The sequence below is a fragment of the Streptomyces sp. NPDC000404 genome (genome assembly GCF_040300365.1).
GTDB lineage: Bacteria > Actinomycetota > Actinomycetes > Streptomycetales > Streptomycetaceae > Streptomyces > Streptomyces ramulosus.
Map to the genome: position 1 here is coordinate 207320 of NZ_JBEPDN010000013.1, position 19080 is coordinate 226399.

General features: G+C 74.7%; 14 protein-coding genes. 3 read left to right on the plus strand and 11 right to left on the minus strand.

Translation table 11 applies throughout. From position 1 onward, the window contains the following. Positions 1-78: 78 nt before the first annotated feature. The 8 genes from ABT345_RS25210 to ABT345_RS25245 all read right to left on the minus strand — a co-directional run bounded on the left by ABT345_RS25210 (position 79) and on the right by ABT345_RS25245 (position 11985). Positions 79-924: a TrmH family RNA methyltransferase gene (locus ABT345_RS25210; RefSeq protein WP_345092001.1), complete on the minus strand. Its 846-nt coding sequence runs from the start codon at positions 922-924 to the stop codon at positions 79-81. 52 nt (positions 925-976) lie between these two features. Further along, positions 977-2212 carry a uroporphyrinogen-III C-methyltransferase gene (gene cobA, locus ABT345_RS25215; protein WP_345092004.1) on the minus strand — a complete coding sequence of 412 codons (1236 nt, stop codon included), beginning with the start codon at positions 2210-2212 and terminating at the stop codon, positions 977-979. 391 nt (positions 2213-2603) lie between these two features. Next, complete coding sequence (gene cobT, locus ABT345_RS25220) at positions 2604-6773, minus strand: nicotinate-nucleotide--dimethylbenzimidazole phosphoribosyltransferase (RefSeq protein ID WP_345092007.1); 4170 nt, start codon at positions 6771-6773, stop codon at positions 2604-2606. A 250-nt stretch (positions 6774-7023) separates the two neighbouring features. Continuing rightward, positions 7024-8250, minus strand: coding sequence for a precorrin-6y C5,15-methyltransferase (decarboxylating) subunit CbiE (cbiE, locus tag ABT345_RS25225; protein ID WP_345092010.1), 1227 nt, complete (start codon positions 8248-8250; stop codon positions 7024-7026). A gap of 180 nt (positions 8251-8430) precedes the next feature. After that, the gene (locus tag ABT345_RS25230) at positions 8431-9063 is read right to left on the minus strand and encodes a GNAT family N-acetyltransferase (protein WP_345092012.1); all 633 of its coding nucleotides are present in this window, start codon (positions 9061-9063) and stop codon (positions 8431-8433) included. 176 nt (positions 9064-9239) lie between these two features. Next, positions 9240-10094, minus strand: a complete 855-nt coding sequence (locus ABT345_RS25235) for a MetQ/NlpA family ABC transporter substrate-binding protein (RefSeq protein WP_345092236.1) — start codon at positions 10092-10094, stop codon at positions 9240-9242. A gap of 74 nt (positions 10095-10168) precedes the next feature. Continuing rightward, positions 10169-10918 (minus strand): methionine ABC transporter permease, encoded by a 750-nt coding sequence (locus tag ABT345_RS25240; protein ID WP_345092015.1) that lies wholly within the window; start codon positions 10916-10918, stop codon positions 10169-10171. Beyond that, positions 10915-11985, minus strand: coding sequence for a methionine ABC transporter ATP-binding protein (locus tag ABT345_RS25245; RefSeq protein ID WP_345092018.1), 1071 nt, complete (start codon positions 11983-11985; stop codon positions 10915-10917). The genes ABT345_RS25240 and ABT345_RS25245 overlap by 4 nt, the downstream gene beginning before the upstream one ends. 677 nt (positions 11986-12662) lie before the next feature. Here ABT345_RS25245 and ABT345_RS25250 point away from each other — a divergent pair. Both ABT345_RS25250 and ABT345_RS25255 read left to right on the plus strand, forming a co-directional pair. Then, positions 12663-13031 (plus strand): hypothetical protein, encoded by a 369-nt coding sequence (locus tag ABT345_RS25250; protein ID WP_345092021.1) that lies wholly within the window; start codon positions 12663-12665, stop codon positions 13029-13031. Continuing rightward, entirely contained in the window at positions 13024-13464 is a 441-nt protein-coding gene (locus ABT345_RS25255; RefSeq protein ID WP_345092024.1) for a hypothetical protein, read from the plus strand. The genes ABT345_RS25250 and ABT345_RS25255 overlap by 8 nt, the downstream gene beginning before the upstream one ends. 57 nt (positions 13465-13521) lie before the next feature. Here the strand turns inward: ABT345_RS25255 and ABT345_RS25260 are convergent, their stop codons facing one another. Beyond that, positions 13522-14025: a GNAT family N-acetyltransferase gene (locus ABT345_RS25260; protein WP_345092026.1), complete on the minus strand. Its 504-nt coding sequence runs from the start codon at positions 14023-14025 to the stop codon at positions 13522-13524. A 377-nt stretch (positions 14026-14402) separates the two neighbouring features. Then, positions 14403-15575 (minus strand): glycerophosphodiester phosphodiesterase, encoded by a 1173-nt coding sequence (locus ABT345_RS25265; protein WP_345092029.1) that lies wholly within the window; start codon positions 15573-15575, stop codon positions 14403-14405. A gap of 276 nt (positions 15576-15851) precedes the next feature. Between ABT345_RS25265 and ABT345_RS25270 the strand changes: the two genes are divergently transcribed. Further along, entirely contained in the window at positions 15852-16520 is a 669-nt protein-coding gene (locus tag ABT345_RS25270) for a lysophospholipid acyltransferase family protein (RefSeq protein ID WP_345092032.1), read from the plus strand. Positions 16521-16580: 60 nt separating this feature from the next. Here the strand turns inward: ABT345_RS25270 and ABT345_RS25275 are convergent, their stop codons facing one another. Next, positions 16581-18542, minus strand: coding sequence for a bifunctional metallophosphatase/5'-nucleotidase (locus tag ABT345_RS25275; RefSeq protein ID WP_345092035.1), 1962 nt, complete (start codon positions 18540-18542; stop codon positions 16581-16583). Between the last annotated feature and the right edge of the window lie 538 nt (positions 18543-19080).

The following is a 19080-nucleotide window of genomic DNA, read 5'->3' on the forward strand; positions in this document are numbered from 1 at the left end:
GCCCGCGAGCCGCGCGCACGCCTCGGGCCGGGAGCGACCGGTGCCGGCCGGCCACCGGTCCCTTCCGGCAGCGGCCGGTCAGCGCCGGGTCGCGTAGAAGGCCACGGCGGAGGCCGCGGCGACGTTGAGGGAGTCCACCCCGGCGGCCATCGGGATCCGGACCCATTCGTCGGCCGCGCGCAGCGCCTCGACCGACAGGCCGTCGCCCTCGGTGCCGAGCAGGAGGGCCAGCTTCTCGTACCGGCGGGCGGCCAGTTCCTCGATGGCGACGGACTTGTCGTTGAGGCACAGGGCCGCCGTCACGAAGCCGTCCCGGCGGAAGAGTTCGATCTCCTCCGGCCAGGAGGTCAGCCGGGTCCAGGGCACGTGGAAGACGGCGCCCATCGACACCTTCACGGACCGGCGGTAGAGGGGGTCGGCGCAGCGGGGCGTGAGGAAGACGGCGTCCACGCCCAGAGCGGCCGCGTTGCGGAAGGCGGCTCCCATGTTCGCGTGATCGACGATGTCCTCGAAGATGGCGACGCGCCGCCCCGCGCCCCCCTGCCGGTCCACGGGCGACGCCGCGCCGCTGCCGGGCGCGAGCAGCGACGCCGGGTCCGGGAGCGGCTTGCGCTGCATGGAGGCGAGGGCGCCGCGGTGGACGTGGTAGCCGGTGACCTGCTCGGCGAGGGCGGGGCTGACCGCGTAGACCGGCGCCGGGACCTCGTCGATGACGTCGCGCATGACATCGACCCACTTGGCCGAGAGCAGCATCGAGCGCATCTCGTAACCGGCGTGCCGGGCGCGGCGGATGACCTTCTCGCCCTCGGCGATGAACAGGCCCTCGGCGGGCTCCCGGCGGCGGCGCAGCGCGACGTCGGTGAGGCCGGTGTAGTCGCTCAGCCGGGGGTCGTCGGGGTCGTCGACGGTGATGATTTCTGCCACGGGGAGATAGTGCCTTGTCGGTGTCGGGGTGCCAATGCCGGGTGCGGAAGGGCTACTCGGCGCGGCTGCCGGGGGTGACGGCCACGACGTCCCCGATGACGAGGACCGCCGGGGGGCGTACGCCCTCGGTGCGGACCTTCTCCCCGAGGGTGGCGAGGGTGGCGTCGACGCGGCGCTGGGCGGCGGTGGTGCCCTCCTGGACGACGGCGGCGGGGGTGTCGCCGGAGCGGCCGTGGGCCATGAGCGTGGCGGCGATGGCGGCGCTGTTGCCGACGCCCATCAGGACGACGAGGGTGCCGCGCAGCCGGGCGAGGGCGGGCCAGTCGACGAGGGAGCGCTCGTCGTCGGGGGCGACATGGCCGCTGACCACGGTGAACTCATGGGCGACGCCGCGGTGGGTGACGGGGATGCCGGCGGCGCCGGGCACCGAGATGGTGCTGGAGATGCCGGGGACGACGGTGCAGGGGATGCCGGCCTCGGCGAGCGCCTGGGCCTCCTCCATGCCGCGGCCGAAGACGAAGGGGTCGCCGCCCTTGAGCCGGACCACGGCCTTGCCGGCCTTGGCGTGGTCGATGAGGGCCTGGTTGATGGCCTCCTGCGCCATGAAGCGGCCGTAGGGGATCTTCGCCGCGTCGATGATCTCGACGTGCGGCGGGAGTTCGGCGAGGAGGTCGCGGGGGCCGAGGCGGTCGGCGATGACGACGTCGGCCTCGGCGAGCAGACGGCGGCCGCGCACGGTGATCAGGTCCGGGTCGCCGGGGCCGCCGCCGACGAGGGCGACGCCCTTGGTGCGGGCGCGGTGGTGGGGCGCGGCGAGGGAGCCGTCGCGCAGGCCCTCGACGACGGCGTCGCGGACGGCTGCGGAGCGGCGGGGGTCGCGGCCGGTGAGGACGGCGACGGTGACGCCTTCGCTCTGGCCGGTGGCCGGGGTCCAGGCGCTGGCGGCCTCGGCGTCGTCGGAGCGGACGGCCCAGACCCGGTGCTCCTCGGCCTCCCGGGAGGCGGCGGCGTTGGCCTCGGGGTCATCGGTGGAGATCAGCGCGTACCAGGCGCCTTCGAGGTCGCCGGGGCGGTAGCGGCGGCGCTCCCAGCGGAGTTCACCGGTGTCGGCCATCGCCTCGACGGAGGGGGTGGCCGACGGGGAGACGAGCAGGACGTCGGCGCCGGCGGCGAGAAGAGCGGGGAGCCGGCGCTGGGCGACCTGGCCGGCGCCGAGGACGACGACGCGGCGGCCCGACAGGCGCAGGCCGACGGGGTAGGCGGCGTGTTCGGCGGCGTGCTCGGCCATGGGTGCGGCTCCTTGTGCAGGTCAGGCGGGATCGGCGGGACGCAGCCGCTACGGCGGTGGAACGGCTGGGAGGCATCCACGGGGCGCCACCGGGTCCGGCCCCGGCGCGGGTGGCGGCCCGGCTCCCAGCCTATAGGGGAGGCGGCGCCGGGCTTCGGGGACCCGGGAGGCACGGACCGCCCCGGCCACCGGCAGGAAGGGCTTCTGAAGGAGCGGGCGCGCCCCGATACGGACAGGAAGGGTTCCTGAAGGAATCAGCCCTGCCTCGGCCACCCACGGGGCAGGTTCCTGACGGACCGGGCCCGGCCGCCCGCAGGAAAGCTTTCTGACGGACCGGGCCCGGCATCCCCGTCGGCAGGCGGGGCGCCGGGCCCGTGGGCGGACGGCCCGGTCAGCTCTTCTCGGTCACGCCCGCGGTGTCGAAGGTGGCGACCTCGTGCATGGCCCGGGCGGCGCTCTGGACCAGCGGCAGGGCGAGCAGGGCGCCGGTGCCCTCGCCGAGGCGCAGGTCGAGGTCGACCAGCGGGCGCAGGCCGAGCTTGGTCAGGGCGGCGACATGGCCCGGCTCGGCGCTGCGGTGACCGGCGATGCAGGCGGCCAGCGCCTCGGGGGCGATGGCGTGGGCGACCAGGGCCGCGGCGCCGACGCTGACACCGTCCAGGATCACCGGCGTGCGCAGCGAGGCGCCGCCGAGGATCAGACCGACGAGAGCGGCGTGCTCCAGACCGCCGACCGCGGCGAGGACGCCGATGGGGTCGGCCGGGTCGGGGCGGTGCAGCTCCAGCGCGCGGCGCACCACATCGACCTTGCGGGCGTGCGTCTCGTCGTTGATGCCGGTGCCCCGGCCGGTGATCTCGGCGGGGTCGGTGCCGGTGTAGACGCTGATGAGGGCGGCCGACGCGGTGGTGTTGGCGATGCCCATCTCGCCGGTGAGCAGCGCCTTGTTCCCGGCCGCGACGAGGTCCCGGGCGGTCTCGATGCCCGCCTCGATCGCCTTGAGCACGTCCTCCTGGGACATGGCGGGCCCGGCGGTGAAGTCGTCGGTACCGGCGCGGACCTTACGGGGCAGCAGGCCCGGTGCGGAGGGGAGTTCGGCGGCGACGCCGACGTCGACGACGCAGACCTCGGCGCCGACCTGGGTGGCGAAGGCGTTGCAGACCGCGCCGCCGCCCAGGAAGTTGGCGACCATCTGGCCGGTGACCTCCTGGGGCCAGGGGGTCACGCCCTGGGCGTGCACGCCGTGGTCGGCCGCGAAGATCGCGACGGCGGCGGGCTCGGGGATCGGCGGCGGGCACTTGCGGGAGAGGCCGCACAGCTGCGCGGAGATGATCTCCAGCATGCCCAGCGCCCCGGCGGGCTTGGTCATGCGCTTCTGCCGCTCCCACGCCTCGCCGAGCGCCTTGGCGTCGAGCGGGCGGATGCCGTGCAGGGTCTCCCGGAGGAGGTCGTGCGGGTCCTCGCCGGGCAGGGCGCGGCGGCCGTAGGTCTCCTCGTGGACGACCCAGGACAGCGGACGGCGCTCGGCCCAGCCGGCCTGCATCAGCTCCGGTTCCTCGGGGAACTCGTCGACGTAGCCGATGCAGAGGTAGGCGACGACCTCCAGGTGCTCGGGCAGGCCGAGTTCGGTGACCATCTGGCGCTCGTCGAAGAAGCTGACCCAGCCGACGCCGAGGCCTTCGGCGCGGGCGGCGAGCCAGAGGTTCTCGACGGCGAGCGCGGAGGAGTACGGCGCCATCTGCGGCTGGGTGTGCCGGCCGAGGGTGTGGCGGCCGCCGCGGGTGGGGTCGGCGGTGACGACGATGTTGACCGGAGTGTCGAGGATGGCCTCGATCTTCAGCTCACGGAACTGCTTGGCGCGGCCCTTCGGCAGCGAGGCGGCGTACGCCTTGCGCTGCTCGGTGGCGAGCTGGTGCATCCGCTCGCGGGTCTCGCCGGAGCGGATGACGACGAAGTCCCACGGCTGCGAGTGCCCGACGCTCGGCGCGGTGTGCGCCGCCTCCAGGACGCGCAGGAGCACGTCGTTGGGGATCGGGTCGGAGCGGAAGCCGTTGCGGATGTCGCGGCGTTCGCGCATGACGCGGTGGACGGCGGCGCGCTCGGATTCGTCGTAGCCGGGGGCCGCGGGGCCGGTTGCGGCCTGCTCGGCGGCGGGGGCCGCGGCGTCCGCGTCGGTGGCCTCGGCGGCGGGCGCCTCGGGAGCCGCCGGGGCGTCGGCGGAGGCCTCGGGAGCGGCCGGGGCGTCGGCGGGGGCCTCGGCCGGTGCGGGCGCCTCGGGCGCCTCGGCGGGCTGCGGCTGTTCCGGGGCGGGGGCCGGCGCGGGGGCCGCCTCGGGGTGGGTCTCGGCCTGCGGGTCCTGGGGCGCTTCGGGTGCGCCGGGCCCGGTGGCGTCCTGCGGGTGCGGGACGGCTTCGGGGGCGGCCGGGGGCACGGTCTGCGGCCAGCCCGCGATGGGGGTGCCGGCGGCCGGGGTCGCGGTGGCGGGCAGCGGGGCGGGCACCGGGCCGCCGGGCGCGAACCCGGGGACGGCCTGCGGGACGGCTGCCGCGGCGGCCGGGCCGGACTGCGGGACGGCGGCGGGCCCGGCGTCGGCGGCGGGCCCGGTGGGCTGCGCCTCCTCGGCGGTGTCCGGGCCGTTCGGCTGCGGGGCGGGGGCCGCGACGCCGTCGGCCGGTGCCGACGGGGCCTGGGCGGCCGGTTCCTGGGCGGGCTGGTCCTGAACGGTCTGCTCCGGTGCGGGGTGGTTCTGCGGGGATTCCTGAGACGCGGCGGCCTCGGGGTGCGGCCCGGCGTCGGGGACGTCGGACGGCTGCGGGGCGGCCGCCTCCGGCGCGACCGCATCGGCCGCCGCCGGGTCCGCCGCGGGGGCGGGCTGCGCGGGGGCCTGAGCTACGGCTTCGGGGGTCTGGGGCGGAACGTCGGGCGCGGCGGCCTCGGCCCGGGCGTCGGCCGCGGGGACCTGAGCCGCGGCCTCGTCCTCGGGGGCCTGGACCTCCGGGGGCTGGGCCTGCGGGTCGGCCTCCGGGGCGGCTGCGGCCTGAGCCTCCGCGGGGGCCTGGGCGGCCGCCTCGGGAACGGGGGCCTGGGCGGCCGCCGCGTCCTCGGCTACGGGCTCGGGCTGCGCGGGCGCCACGCCCTCGGCGGCGTCGGCGGCGGGGACCTGCGCGGTCTCCGGCTGCGGCTCGGACGCTGCGGCCTCGTCCCGGTCCGTCCCGTCCGCGGCTGCCTCGGCGGGATCGGCCGCGACGTCCTCGGGCGCGGCGTCGCCGGAACCGGCGTCCTGGGCTTCGGCGGGCGCGTCCGCGTCCGCCTCGGGGGCCTCGTCCGCGGGCTCCGGAGCCGTGGGCTGCTCCGCGGCGGCCGGCACGGCTCCGTCCGCGACCTCGGCGCCCGGCACGGGAGCCTCGGCGCCGGCCGGGGAGTCGGCCTGGGGGGCAGCGGCGTCCGCGGCATCGGCATCCGCGGCGTCGGCGCTCGGGACCTCGGCGGTGGCCGCGTCGGCCGCCTCGGCGGGCTGCGGCGCCGCGTCAGGGGTCGCCTCGGCCGCCTCCGGCTGCGCGACGGCGGCCGGGGCGGGAGCGTCGGCGGGCTGCGGGGCGTTCGCGGCGGGGGCGGCCTCCGGGGCGGGGGCCGCCTGCGGAACGGCGGCCTCGGCCGGGGCCGCGTCCTCGGGGTCCGGCGCCTGCTGCGGGGCGGAATCCGCCGCCTCGGCGGGGGCGGCCACGGGCTGCCCGGACGCCTCGGGGTGCGCCTCGGCCGGGACGGTGTCCTGGGCCTGCGTGGCCGGGACGGCCTCGGGGGCCGGCGCGACCGGGGCGGTCTGCGCGGCCTCGGCGGGAAGCGGTGCGGCCTCGGGCCGAACGGCCTGCTGCGGGTCGGCCACCGGAGCGGCGGCCGCCTGTGCGGACGCCTCGCCCCACGGCATCACCTGCGGCGGGATCTCACCGAGCTGCGGGCCGGGCAGCGGCGCGGCATCGGGAGCGGCGTACGCCACCGGAGCGGCGGGCGCGGCCGGATCCTGCGGCTGCGGGCCGGCCTCCGCGCCGGGCACCTGCACGCCGGGCTCCACGGCGGACGCACCGCCGGGCACCTGCACGCCGGGGGCGGCGGGAGCCTGCGGAACGTCCGTCGTCGGTACGTCCGCCGCCGGCACGTCGAGGTATTCGGGGCCGACGGTGGGCGGCCCGGGCTGCCGTACCGGCATCGGCTGCGGCGGGGTCGCCGGGCCGCGGTCGGCGAGGGAGCGGACCACGCCGCCGGTGGCGTCCGGCACGGGCGGACCCATGTGCAGCGGACGCCGGGCGGGCGCGGGCTGCGGGGCGGCGGGGCGGGCCCGGCGGTCCGGCTGCTCGGTCCAGGCGCCCTGCGCGGCCGGCATCAGGAGCAGATCGTCGTCATCGACCACGACACCGGACGGCTCGGGGTGGCCGTACGCGTCCGCCTGCGCGGTGCCCGGCTGTTCGGCAGCTGCGGGTCCGGCAGGGGAGGCGGTGGCCGGCTGCCCGGCCTGCCCGCCTGCGTGCTCCGGCTGTCCCTCGCCCGGGACCTGGCCGGTGTCGGTCATGCGTACCCCTCGCCCATTGATAGTGCTCCTTACCACCGCTCGTGCGCGCGCGTGGCGGAGGGCGTGCCCTTTGCCCGGTGGGGCGGTACGAACGGCACGCCTCGCGGCACGTCCGCCCTCCGGGCGTCGTAGCCGGATATCCGGAGGGTCAGCCAAAACCGTGGCGTGTCCCGGATATTGACATACGAAGCCGAACGCGAAAGGCGGCGCAACGATCCGCCAGCCTACCCCGCGCCGGTGACCGTCCTGGTCACGGGTGAGGAACGCGATAGCCGCCCAGCAGGAACACCACCGAGCGCTCCCGCTCGACCCAGGCCGAGGTGTCCAGATCGACCGATTGGAGCAGGGCGCACTCGACGTCGTAGCCGCCGTCGGCCAGGGCGCGGCCGAGCGCCTCGGCCTCGTCGCGGGTCGAGGCGTGGGTGACGATCCGCTCCGGGCGGCGGTCCGCGCAGGCGGTGACGACCGCCGCTCCCCCGCCGCCGATCCGGATCACGTCCGGCTCCGGCAGGTCCTCCAGCACCTGCGGGGCGCGGCCGTGCACCACCTGGAGCTGGACGCCGTGGCGGCGGGCGACGGCGGCGGTGCGGCCGCAGGCGTCCGGGTCGGCGTCGACGGCGATGACGGCGGCGCCGAAGCGGGCCGCCTCCACCGCGGCGGCACCGCTGCCGGAGCCGATGTCCCAGACCAGATCACCCAGACGGGGGCCGAGCCGGGCGAGTTGGGCGGTGCGCAGCTGCACCGCCTCGCCCTCCCCGAACACGCCGCCGTACGCGCCGGGCGGCAGCCCCCAGCCGCGCGGGCCGACCGGGTGGCCGACGTCGTGGCCGGCGATCCAGCCGCCGGCGCGGTCGCCGGTGTCGTCGGTGCGCTGGGCGGCGCCGACGACGATGACGACGTTGGGGTCGCGCCAGTCGTGGTCGGCGACGCGGTCGGAGGTGAGGACGGTGACCCGCTCGCGGTCGGTGCCCAGGGCCTCGCAGATGACGAACGTCCGGAGCACGCCGCCGAGCAGCAGGGCGAGTTCGGCGGGGCCGGCGCCCGGGGCCGTGAGGACCGCGACCTTGGGGTGGGCGCGGCAGACGTTGACGGCGCGGCGCAGGTCGCGGCCGTGGGCGACGACGATCTGGGCGTCGTCCCAGGGCATCCCGGCGCGGGCGAACGCGGCGGCGACGGCGGAGACGGCCGGGACGACCTCGACCTCCAGCCCGTACTGCGGGGCGCGCAGGGTGCGGACGACGCCGAAGAAGCCGGGGTCGCCGTCGGCGAGGACGACGGCGGTGCCGCGGTGCCGGGCGATGCGGCGGGCGGCGAGCGGGACGCTGCCCAGGCGGATGCGTTCGGCGGCGGGCGGTACCTCGGGGAGGGCGAGATGGTGCGCCGCGCCGGCCACCAGGGTCGCGGCGCCCAGCGCGGAGCGGGCGGCGGCGGTGAGCGGCGAGCCGTCCCATCCGATGACCGTGACCCGGTCGGCCATGCTTCGTCAGTCTCCTGTCGCGGGTGAGGGGCGGGGCCGCGTCGCAGGTCGGTGCGGGGGCGGCACCGCGAGACTACTCCTGGCGGGGCCGGGCCGCGGACCGGGGACGGCGGGCCCGCGCCGTCCGGCCGCGGGCCGCACCGGCCCTGCCGGGGGCGGGGAACGGCGCCGGGCGGCCCGTCAGTTCCACTCCGGGTAGGCGAAGCCGTTGGCGTCGACCCGCCGGCGGGGCACGTCGAGGTCCTCGGGGAGCAGGCTCCAGAGGATGAGGTCGGTGCGGATGTCCGCCCAGCCGCCGTCCTCGGTGCGGGAGCGGGCGAGGAAGGCGTTGCGCAGCACGCCCTCGCTGATGCAGCCGATCTTCTGGGCGACCTGCTGGGAGGCGGTGTTCCCGGCCGCGGTGCGCAGCTCCAGGCGTTCGAACTTCTGGTCCCCGAAGAGCCAGCGGGCGACGGCGAGGGCGGCTTCGCAGGCGTAGCCCTCACCGCGGGCCCAGGGGGCGATGACGTAGGAGATCTCGGAGGAGCGCACCCGCCAGTTGGTGTTGCCGAGCTGGACGATGCCGACCAGGCGCTGGGTGAGGAACTCGGTGACGGCGAGGTCGATGCCGCGGCCGCCGGTGCGTTCGTCCGGTGCGTGGCGGGTGACCCAGGTGCGGGCGCGGTCCTCGGTGTAGGGCTGCGGCACGGCGGTCCAGGCGGCGACGAGTTCGTCGTTCATCATCTCGGCGAGGGCGGGGATGTCGTCCTCGTCCAACGGGCGCAGCACCAACCGGTCCGTGCTGATGGAGATATCCGGAAAGGTGGGGTTCATGCCGCTGCTCCAACGCTGTCGACCGTAGGGCTCCGGGGAGTTACGGGTCGTTTTCGATCACTTGTCGACCATCGTGAGTGCACCAGCATGCAGCATTCCGGCGCGGATGCGCCAAGCACGGCGGCCCGTGCGCAGCGCGGGGCTGGGCACGGGCCGCCGGCGGTGCCGGGGTGCGGTCAGCTCTTGGGCTTGCCGAAGGAGGGCAGCGCGGAGCCGTCGGTGTACGTCTTCTCGATGTACTTCTTCACCGCGTCGGTGTTGAGGAGCTTGGCGAGCTTCTTGACGCGCGGGTCGTCCTCGTTGCCCTTCTTGACGGCGAGGAAGTTGGCGTACGGGTTGCCCTGGACCGGCTCGATGGCGAGGGCGTCCTTCGAGGGCTTGAGCTTGGCGGGGATGGCGTAGTTGCCGTTGATCGCCGCGGCGTCGTAGTCCGGGAGGGAGGAGGGCAGCGTCTCGGCCTTGGCCTCCTGGAACTTGATGCCCTTGGTGTCCTTGATGTCGTTGAGGCCGGGGTTGTCGGCCTTGTTGTCCTTGAGGGTGATGAGGCCCTTGGACGCGAGCAGCTTGAGGGCGCGGCCCTGGTTGCTGGGGTCGTTGGGAACGCCTATGACGCTGCCGGAGCCCAGCTCGGAGAGCTTGGAGTGCTTCTTGGAGTAGAGGCCCATCGGCTCCAGGTGGACGTTGACCACCGGAACGAGGTGGCCGCCCTCCTTCTTGTTGTACTCGTCCAGGTATTCCTTGTGCTGGAAGTAGTTGGCGTCCAGCTCCCCGTTCTCGGTGGCGGGGTCGACGAGCGTGTAGTCCTCGAAGGTGCGGACGTTGAGCTTCAGCCCTTCCTTCGACGCCAGGTTCTTCTTGACGAAGTCGAGGATCTGGGCCTGGGGGACGGAGGTGGCGCCGACGGTGAGCGGCGCGTTCGCGTCACCCTTCTTGGTGGTCTCCGGGTCGGAGGGGGCGCTGCAGGCGCCGAGACCCAGGGTGAGGGCGGCGGCGGCCGCGACCGCCCCGGTGAGCTTGATGACGTTGCGCACGAAGAGTGCCTTTCTCATGGGTCCCGCGGCGGGCGCGGGACTTCGGCCGTCCGGCAAAGGGTCCGGACCGGGGTTCACAGAAGCTGTGCGTCGTCCCGCTGGATCTGCTCGCTCGCCTTGCGCGGGCGGGGCAGGCGCAGCAGACCGCGGGGGGCGTCGGCGCGCGAGGAGCGGCGGGAAAGGGCGCGTACCGCGAGGTCGCCGACGAGCTGGACGGCGGTGACGATCACGATGATCAGGACCACCGTGACGATCATGAAGCGGGTGTCGAAGCGCTGCTGGCCGTAGGTGATGGCCACGCTGCCCAGACCGCCCGCGCCGAGGGCGCCGGCCATCGCGGAGTAGCTGATGACGGTGATGACGGTGTTGGTCAGACCGGCCACGAGCGAGGGCATCGCCTGCGGCAGCAGGACCTTGAAGACGATGGTCCAGGTGCCGCCGCCCATCGACTGGACGGCCTCGACCAGCCCACCGTCCACCTCGCGCACCGCGGTCTCCACCAGGCGGGCGAAGAACGGGATGGCGCCGATGGCGAGCGGGACGACCGCGGCGCTGGGGCCGATGGAGGTGCCGATCACGAAGCGGGTGAACGGGATCAGGGCGATCATCAGGATGATGAAGGGCAGCGACCGCCCGACGTTCACCACGACGCTGATGACCTTGTTGACGGCGGCGTTGCGGAGCTGGCCGCCGCGCTCGGTGAGGACCAGCAGCACACCGAGCGGCAGCCCGCCGATGACCGCCCAGACGGTCGCCCACCACACCATGAAGAAGGTGTCGAGGCACGCGTTGTACAGCAGCGGCTGCATGTCGTTCCAGCTCACTTGGCAGCGTCCTTCCGGAGCGTGGGGGCGGGCGCGGTGGCTCCGGTGGGTGTGTCGGTGTCCGCGGCGTCCGCCACGTCGACCTGAAGGCCCTGTTCGCGGAGGAAGCCGATGGGGACGACGTTCTCCTCGAAGGGGCCGGGCAGTTCGATCCGCATCCGGCCGACCTGCTTGCCGCCGACGGTGTCCATCGCGGCGCCGAGGATCGAGATGTCGACGTTGTAGGTGCGCGACAGCTCGGAGATGACCGGGCGGGTGGCGGCGGAGCCGTGGAAGGTGACGTCGACGACGGTGCGGCCGTCCCCGGAGGGCTCGCCGCCCACGGGGAAGAGTTCGCGGGCCAGCTCGGAGCCGGGGGTGGCGAGGAGACCTGCGACGGTGCCGGACTCGACGACCCGGCCGCCCTTCATCAGTGCGGCGGAGTCGCAGATCGTCTTGACGACGTCCATCTCGTGGGTGATGAGGACGATGGTCAGGCCGAGCTGCCGGTTGAGGTCGCGCAGCAGCTGGAGGATGGAGCGGGTGGTCTCCGGGTCCAGGGCGCTGGTGGCCTCGTCGGAGAGGAGCACCTTGGGGTCGCCGGCCAGGGCGCGGGCGATGCCGACGCGCTGCTTCTGGCCGCCGGAGAGCTGGGCCGGGTACGCCTTGGCCTTGTCGGCGAGGCCCACCAGGTCGAGGAGTTCGAGCGCCTTGCGGGCGCGTTCGCGGCGGTCGACCTTGAGGATTTCCAGCGGCAGCTCGACGTTGTCCTGGACGGTGCGCGAGGACAGCAGGTTGAAGTGCTGGAAGACCATGCCGATGTGGCTGCGGGCGGCGCGCAGCGCGGCGCCCGCCCGCTCCTTGCGCCCGGCCAGCGCGGTCAGGTCCGTCCCGGCGACGGTGACCGTGCCGGAGGTGGGGCGCTCCAGGAGGTTGAGGCAGCGGATCAGGGTGGACTTGCCGGCGCCGCTCTGGCCGAGGACGCCGTAGACCTCACCCTCGCGGACGTGCAGATCGACGCCGTCCAGCGCGGTGACTTCGCGGTCTCCTGAGCGGTAGACCTTGGTCAGGCCCGTTGTGGTGATCACAGGGAATTCCGTCACTGTCGAGTGCCCGGCGGCTCGCCCGCCGGACACGGGGCATTCTTTCGCGGCATGGGAAACCGGGGACCTGAAAGACGCCGAAGAGCGGGCTTCGGGTTCCGGTGACGCGGGGTGGCCGGGTCCGCGGGGGCGGACGCTCTCGGCTCATGGCAGCAGGTCTCGCTTCGGGGCGCGAGGCTCAGGCGGGGGCCCTCAGCGGTCACACATTCGACACATGCAACGAGCACCGGGCGTCGTCATCGCCTCGGTCGCAGGGGTGCGGCTGCTCGTCGTGGTCATGGCGGCAAGTAAACCAGACAAGCGTCCAAGTCGAGCCAGCGCGTCCGAATAGCGGACGGCGAATGTCGGAGCGTGGACGGCTCCCCGGCCGGGCGCGCCCGCCCCGCCCGCCGCTCCCCGCCCGCGCGGCCTGCGCGAACGTGCGCGTACGGAGCCGGGCGGGCACCCCGGCCGCCCCGTGCGGACCCGGGCCGTGTGGCCAACGCCACGGCGGGCGGGGCGGGCGCGCGGCGGGGCGCGGCCCGCGAGCGCGGGCGGGCGGGCCGGTCGCAGCCGCTCCCCCGCCGGGCCGGGCCCGCGCGCGATCGTCCGGTACGGGCCGATTAGCATCGCCTCATGCCCCACAACCCCACGGTGAGCCGCCGTGCCGCGCGGAGGTCCCGGTGATCGACGCCCTGACGATCGCGGTCGGTGCGACCGCCCTCGCCCTGGCCGCCTGGTGCGGCTTCGCCGCGTACCGCGACGAGCCGACGAAGGACTGGCACTTCATCGGCATGGCCGTCGTCTCCCTCCTCGGGATCGTGCAACTCGTCGTCGGCATCGTGCAGTTGGCGGCCGGACACGCCCCCGACAAGGGCACCGCGCTCTTCCTCGCCTATCTGATCGGCGCGGCGGCGTGCGTGCCGGGCACCGGCTTCATGTCGCTGTCGGAGCGCACCCGCTGGGGCTCGGCCACCGTCGCGGCGGGCGCCGTGGTGCTGGCGGTGCTGGAGGTCAGGCTGTTCGACATCTGGGGAGGCGGCAATGGCTGAGACCGCGAAGACCGACGCACCGGACACCGCCGCCGCGGACGGCCGCCGCTCGCTGGGCACCGGCCCCGGGCGGCTGCTGGTGGCGCTCTACGGCATCTTCACCGTGGCCGCCGCGTCCCGCTCGCTGTACCAGCTGATCGCGCAGTTCCATGTGGCGCCGCTGGCCTACACGCTCTCCGCGGTCTCCGCGGTGGTCTACGGCTTCATCACCTTCTCGCTGGTGCGCGGCGGTGAGGGCGCCCGCCTGGTGGCGCTGGTGTGCTGTGCGCTGGAGCTGCTGGGCGTCCTCGGCATCGGCACCTGGACGCTGGCCGACCCGTCCGCCTTCCCCGACGCCACGGTCTGGTCGGACTACGGCATGGGCTATCTCTTCATCCCGGTCATCCTGCCGGTCACCGGTCTGCTCTGGCTGCGGCGCTCCCGTACGGCCTGACGCCTGCGGGTGCGGCCGTGCCGCGGGGCCCGATCGGTACGGCCCCGCGGCGTCCGGTCAGGCTCCGGTGGCGTACGCCTGTGCCGTCGCCGGCTTCTCCAGCGTGATGCGGCCCAGGCGGTGGCCGCTCTCCTCGGCGGGGACGGGTGCGTAGCCGTGGCTGCGGTAGAGGCGCAGACCGCCGTCGCCGCGGCGGGCGGCGTGGAGGCGGTAGCGGGTGGCGGCGCGTTCGGCGCTCAGCCGCGCCTCGACGGCGGCCAGCAACCGGCCGCCGAGCCCGTGCCGTTGCAGCCGGGGGTGGACGATGAGCTTGCCGATCCGGGCGGTGCCGTCGGCGTCGACGGTGCCGCGGGCCGAGCCGACGACCTCGTCGCCGAGGCGGGCGACCACCACGCAGCCGGTGGCGAGTTCCTCGCGGAGCCCGGCGAGGGTCTGGGTGAGCGGTTCGATGCCGTAGTCGTCGTGGAGCGCCGCTTCGGGCTGGTAGCAGAGGTACTGGAGTTTGAGGATCTGCTCGGCGTCCTGGTCGGTCGCCGCCGAGATGGTCACGCTGGTGCCCATGCGCGTTGTCCTCCCCTTTTCGGTTCGCGGTGTCCGGGCGCCATGAGGGTGGTGGCGGCTCCCGGAACGATGGCCCTGACCGGCGGCGCCCGGCAGGCACCGCCGCTCCCGGCGTGGCCGCCGCCGGTGTTCTCCAGGGCTCCCCGGAATGCACCGGCGGCAATCACGCCGCCGAGGCCCGTCGGCACGCTCCCGCCCGCCTCGCGACGGGAGGGTGACGGCAGGCCCTCGCATTCTGCGGGCCCGCCGCCGCCACCGGAACGGACCGGCGCCCCGCTGTGACATTCCCGACGCCGCCCGCCCCGGGGTGACGGGGCGGGCGGCGGCCGGTCCGCGCGGCGCCGACCGGATCGGGCCGTCCGGTCAGGCCGTGCGGATCAGGCCTTGCGGAACTCCTCGGCCACCAGCAGCGCGGTGTCCGGGTTGTCGGAGAACATGCCGTCCAGGCCGGTCGCCAGGCAGGCGCGGAAGTAACCGCGGGCGTCGCCGTAGGCGTTGGGGTCGGTGCCGCGGCGGTAGTCGGTCGGCAGGAAGGTGTTCTCGTTGCGCCCGGTGTAGGGGTGCAGCACCAGACCGGCCGCGTGCGCGTCCTTGACCAGCGAGGTCGGCGCGCCGGACTTGCCGGACGCGTCCCGGGGGATGATCTGGTCCAGCGCCGGGCCGATGCCCTGGGCGAAGCCCGCGATCCAGCGCAGGCCCTTGGGCTCGATGAGGTCGGCCACGGTCCGCGGGTCGCCGGCCTCGACGAAGTCCGCCGGCCGGGTGTCGGGCGCGTCCAGCAGGACGACCTTGGGGCACTCGAGGCCCAGCTTGCCCAGCCGCTGGATGCTGCTCGGCTCGAACGACTGGAGGAAGTTCGCGGAGGTGCGGCGGTGGCGCCCGTAGGCGCGCAGCGCCTTCGCCAGCCGCTCCTCCAGGCCCAGGCCCAGCTTGCGGAAGTAGGTGGGGTGCTTGGTCTCGATGTGCAGCCAGACGCGGCGGCCCCGGCGGCGGCCCTCGCGGTCGGCCCAGCGCAGCACCTCGTCGAAGGTGGGCACCTCCCACACGCCGTCGTAGAGCGTGTTGTGCTGGCGGGTCTGCGGGATGCGCTCCGTGGCGCGGAGGGTCTTCAGCTCGGCGAGCGTGAAGTCCTCGGTGAACCAGCCGGTGAGCTTCACGCCGTCGACGGTCTTGGTGGTCTTGCGGCCGGCGAACTCGGGGTGCGCGGAGACGTCGGTGGTCGCCGTGATGTCGTTCTCGTGGCGGCAGACGAGGTGGCCGTCCTTGGTGGGGACGAGGTCCTGCTCGATGACGTCGGCGCCCATGTCCAGGGCGAGTTGGTAGGAGCCGAGGGTGTGCTCGGGGCGGTAGCCGCTGGCGCCGCGGTGGCCGACGATCAGCGGGACGGGCAGTTCGCCGCCCACGCCGCCGTGGCCGCCGTGGCCGCTCGCCGCCGCGCCGGGGCGGTCCGCCGCCGCGGCCTGCCCGGCGGCGCCGAACACCACCGCGCCCGCGCCGAGGGCCGCGGCCCCCAGTATCTTGCGCCGTCCCGGCTGCTGGCCCTGGTGCATCCCCGCTCCTTGCTCTTGGGTCGTCTGATCTGCCGCGCCGGACCGCGGGTACGGACCGGACGGCCGGTCGATCGTATGCACGAACGAGGGAGTTCGGGGAGACGGCAGGGGGTTTTGTGGAGAACATGACACCGACGGGAGGAAGACACGCCCGACTGCGTGCAGCGACCGGATGAACCCGGTGTGCGACCACAGGTGACCCGCGAGTATCGTCCTGAGCCGCAGCGTTCCGTACACCCACCCGCCACCGCCGACCCGTCACGCCCGGAGGGCCCGTTGTCCCGCATTGTGCTGAAGGCGATTCTCGGATTCGTCATGCGTGTCCTGTACCGCCCCACGGTCGAGGGCGTGGAGCGCATCCCGGAGACCGGCCCGGTCATCCTGGCCGGCAATCACGTCACGTTCATCGACTCGCTCTTCCTCAGCCTGGTCGTCAAGCGGCCGGTGTACTTCATCGGCAAGGACTCCTACGTCACCGGCAAGGGGCTCAAGGGCCGGCTGATGGCGTGGTTCTTCCGCAGCTCCGGGATGATCCCGGTGGACCGCGACGGCGGGCGCGGCGGGGTCGCGGCGCTGATGACCGGCCGCCGCGTCCTGGAGGAGGGCCACGCGTTCGGCATCTACCCGGAGGGCACCCGCTCCCCCGACGGCCGTCTCTACCGCGGCCGCACCGGCATCGCCCGGCTGACGCTGATGACCGGCGCGCCTGTCGTCCCGTTCGCGATGATCGGCACGGACAAGGTGCAGCCCGGCGGCAAGGGCGTGCCGCGCATCGCGAAGGTGACGGTCCGCTTCGGTGAGCCGCTGGAGTTCTCCCGCTACGACGGCATGGACCGCGACCGCTACGTCCTGCGGGCCGTCACCGACGAGGTGATGAGCGACGTGATGGAGCTGTCCGGCCAGGAGTACGTGGACGTGTACGCCACCAAGGCGCGCGCCGCCTGACCGCACGCCGCACGACGGGCCGCATCCCTCCGGGGGTGCGGCCCGTCGTCGTGTGCGCGCTCAGCAGGGAATGCGGAAGCCGCCGGCGGCGCGCCGGCCCCTGCCGCGGGCGCTGATCAGGGCCGCCTCGGGGCGGGGCACGGCGGTGCCGTCGTACAGGAGCGGGCGGGGCTGCTCCGTGACGGTGCCGGTGCGGGCGCCGGGCGCGGTGGCGTTCTTCACCCGGACCCGGTCGGTCGCCGCCGGGGACAGCTTCTTCGTCTGCCGGACGAAGGCGATGAAGCTCTCGAAGTCGCGGGTGTGGCGCACCGGTTCGGTGAAGCCGAGGAAGGCGCTGAAGCCGTCCTGGTTGATGAGGGTGTACGAGGGCGCGGCGAGGCGGTAGGTGCGCTTCTCGTCGAGCGGCTCGCCGTCGATGAACACCTCGGCGGGGTCGACGCGTTTGCCGGCCGGGCCGGTGGCGTCGAAGGTGTAGCGGACGTTGCCGGAGACGGCGAGCGGGGCGAAGCCGAGGCCGCCGCCGGGGACCGGCGCCCACTGCTCCTCCAGCGCGTCGTGGAGTTGGCGCCCGGTGACGGTGACGGTCATGACGGGGTCGCCGAAGCCGACGGCGTTCCAGGCGGCGCCGAAGGTGACGGTGCCGCCGCTCTCCGCGTCGTGCACCAGGTCGGCGGCGATGACGGACTGGCCCTGGCGGGGCGCGACGACGATCAGGGCGAGGTCGGCGGGGGTGTTGGCGGGGCCGCCCGGGTCGGCCATCGGGTCGAGGGGCTGGCGTCCGGCCCACAGCGCCCAGTCGGCGACGAGGTTGCCCATGGTGCTCTCGCCGGTGTCCTTGCGGGTGCGGGTGAAGGACGCGGTCTGGGTGGCGAGCGGGGCGGTGGCGCGGCGGTCGGCGTATCCGGCCCAGTAGTCGGCGATCTCGCGGAGGACGGGATCGGGGGTGATGTCGCGGGTGTTGGGGTGGTTGGTCGTGGTGGTCAGCTCGCGGACGACCTCGCCGGTGGCGGGGTCGAGGCGCAGGGTGATTTCGTTGATCAGCTGGCCGTAGCAGCCCGCCTCGACGAACGGGCGGGGCCGGCCCGACGGGTCCGGCAGCATCATGGAGAAGGCGCAGTGCCAGTGGCCGGTGACGATGGCGTCGATGTCGGAGGAGACGCGCAGGGCGAGTTCGTAGGCGGGGCCCGAGGGGTTGGTGCCGCTGTTGAAGTCGGAGCCGGCGACGGCGCCGTCGTGCATGCTCAGGACGATGGCGCGGACGCCTTGGGCCTTGAGTTCGGCGGCGCAGCGGTTGGCGGTCTCCAGCTCGTCGAGGGTGCGCAGCCCGGGCTGGTAGGAGCCGGGGAACGCCTCGGTGCCGATGGCGGTGAGGTGGATGAAGCCGATCGGCAGGGTGCGGCCGCCGCCCGCGTCGACGTGCACGACGTTGTACGGCGCGAGCACGGTCTTCCCGTTGGCGCCGTAGGTGACGTTGGCGCTGTAGTAGGGGAAGTTGGCGCCCTTGAAGCGTTTGCCGGTGGAGTCCTTGAAGGCGTCGTCGCGGTCGACGACGGGGAAGGGCTGGCCGCCCACCATGTGGGTGGTGAGGTACCGCGCCGACTTGTCGAACTCGTGGTTGCCGGCGGACGCGAAGTCCAGGCCCATGGCGTTGAGCGCCTCGACGGTGGGCTCGTCGGCGAAGGCCGCGACGTCGAACTCCCAGCCGGAGAAGAGGTCTCCGGGGGCGAAGAAGACGGAGTTGGCGTGTCCGGCGCGCAGCGCGTTGAGGTGCGCGGCCATGTAGGGGACGCCGCCGACGGTGTATCTGCGGCCGCCCGCGCCGGTGATGACGGAGTTTCCGCCGGGCGCGCCCTGGAGATAGCCGTGCAGGTCGGTGATGTTGAGGAGTTGGACGTCGACGTACTCGGTGGCGGTGGCCGCGTCACGGGCGTGGCCGGTGGCGTAGGTGGGGGTGCCGAGGGCGCCGGTGGTGGCCAGCGCCCCGGCAGCGGTGAGGAAGGAACGTCGTCCGATCTCGCGCACTGCGTCACTCTCCTGGGAGTCCCGGGCGGAAGGGAACGGACGGAGAGTCAAGCGGGCAGGGCGGGCCGCCCGATCTCCGCCACGCGACGCGGACGTGAACGGGCGGCGGACATCGGCCCGTCGGCCGCCGGAACGCCCGGCGCGCCATGTTGATCATGGTTGCCACCCCGCCGACGCCCCGGCGCCGACACGCCCCCGCCCCGCCCCGCGTCCCCCATCCGCACCCAAACCGGACGGCCGGGCAGGTACGGACGCGGGGGACGCGGAGGCGGTGGGGCGGGCAGCGGTCAGGAAGGCTTCCTGATGGCTACGGGGGCACAGGACGGGCGGGCCGGACGGTTCAGGAAGCCTTCCTGAAAGGTGCCCGGACCCGGGAACGGACCGGCAGCTGTCAGGAAGCCTCCCTGACAGCTGCCGGTCCGTGCGCCACCCGCGCGGGCCCGAGGCGAACGCCGCACGGTCGCAGACCCGTATCCAGGCCACGGAGCCACCCGCGCGGGCCCGAGGCGGGCCGTACGGGCAGCGAGCCCGTACGGCC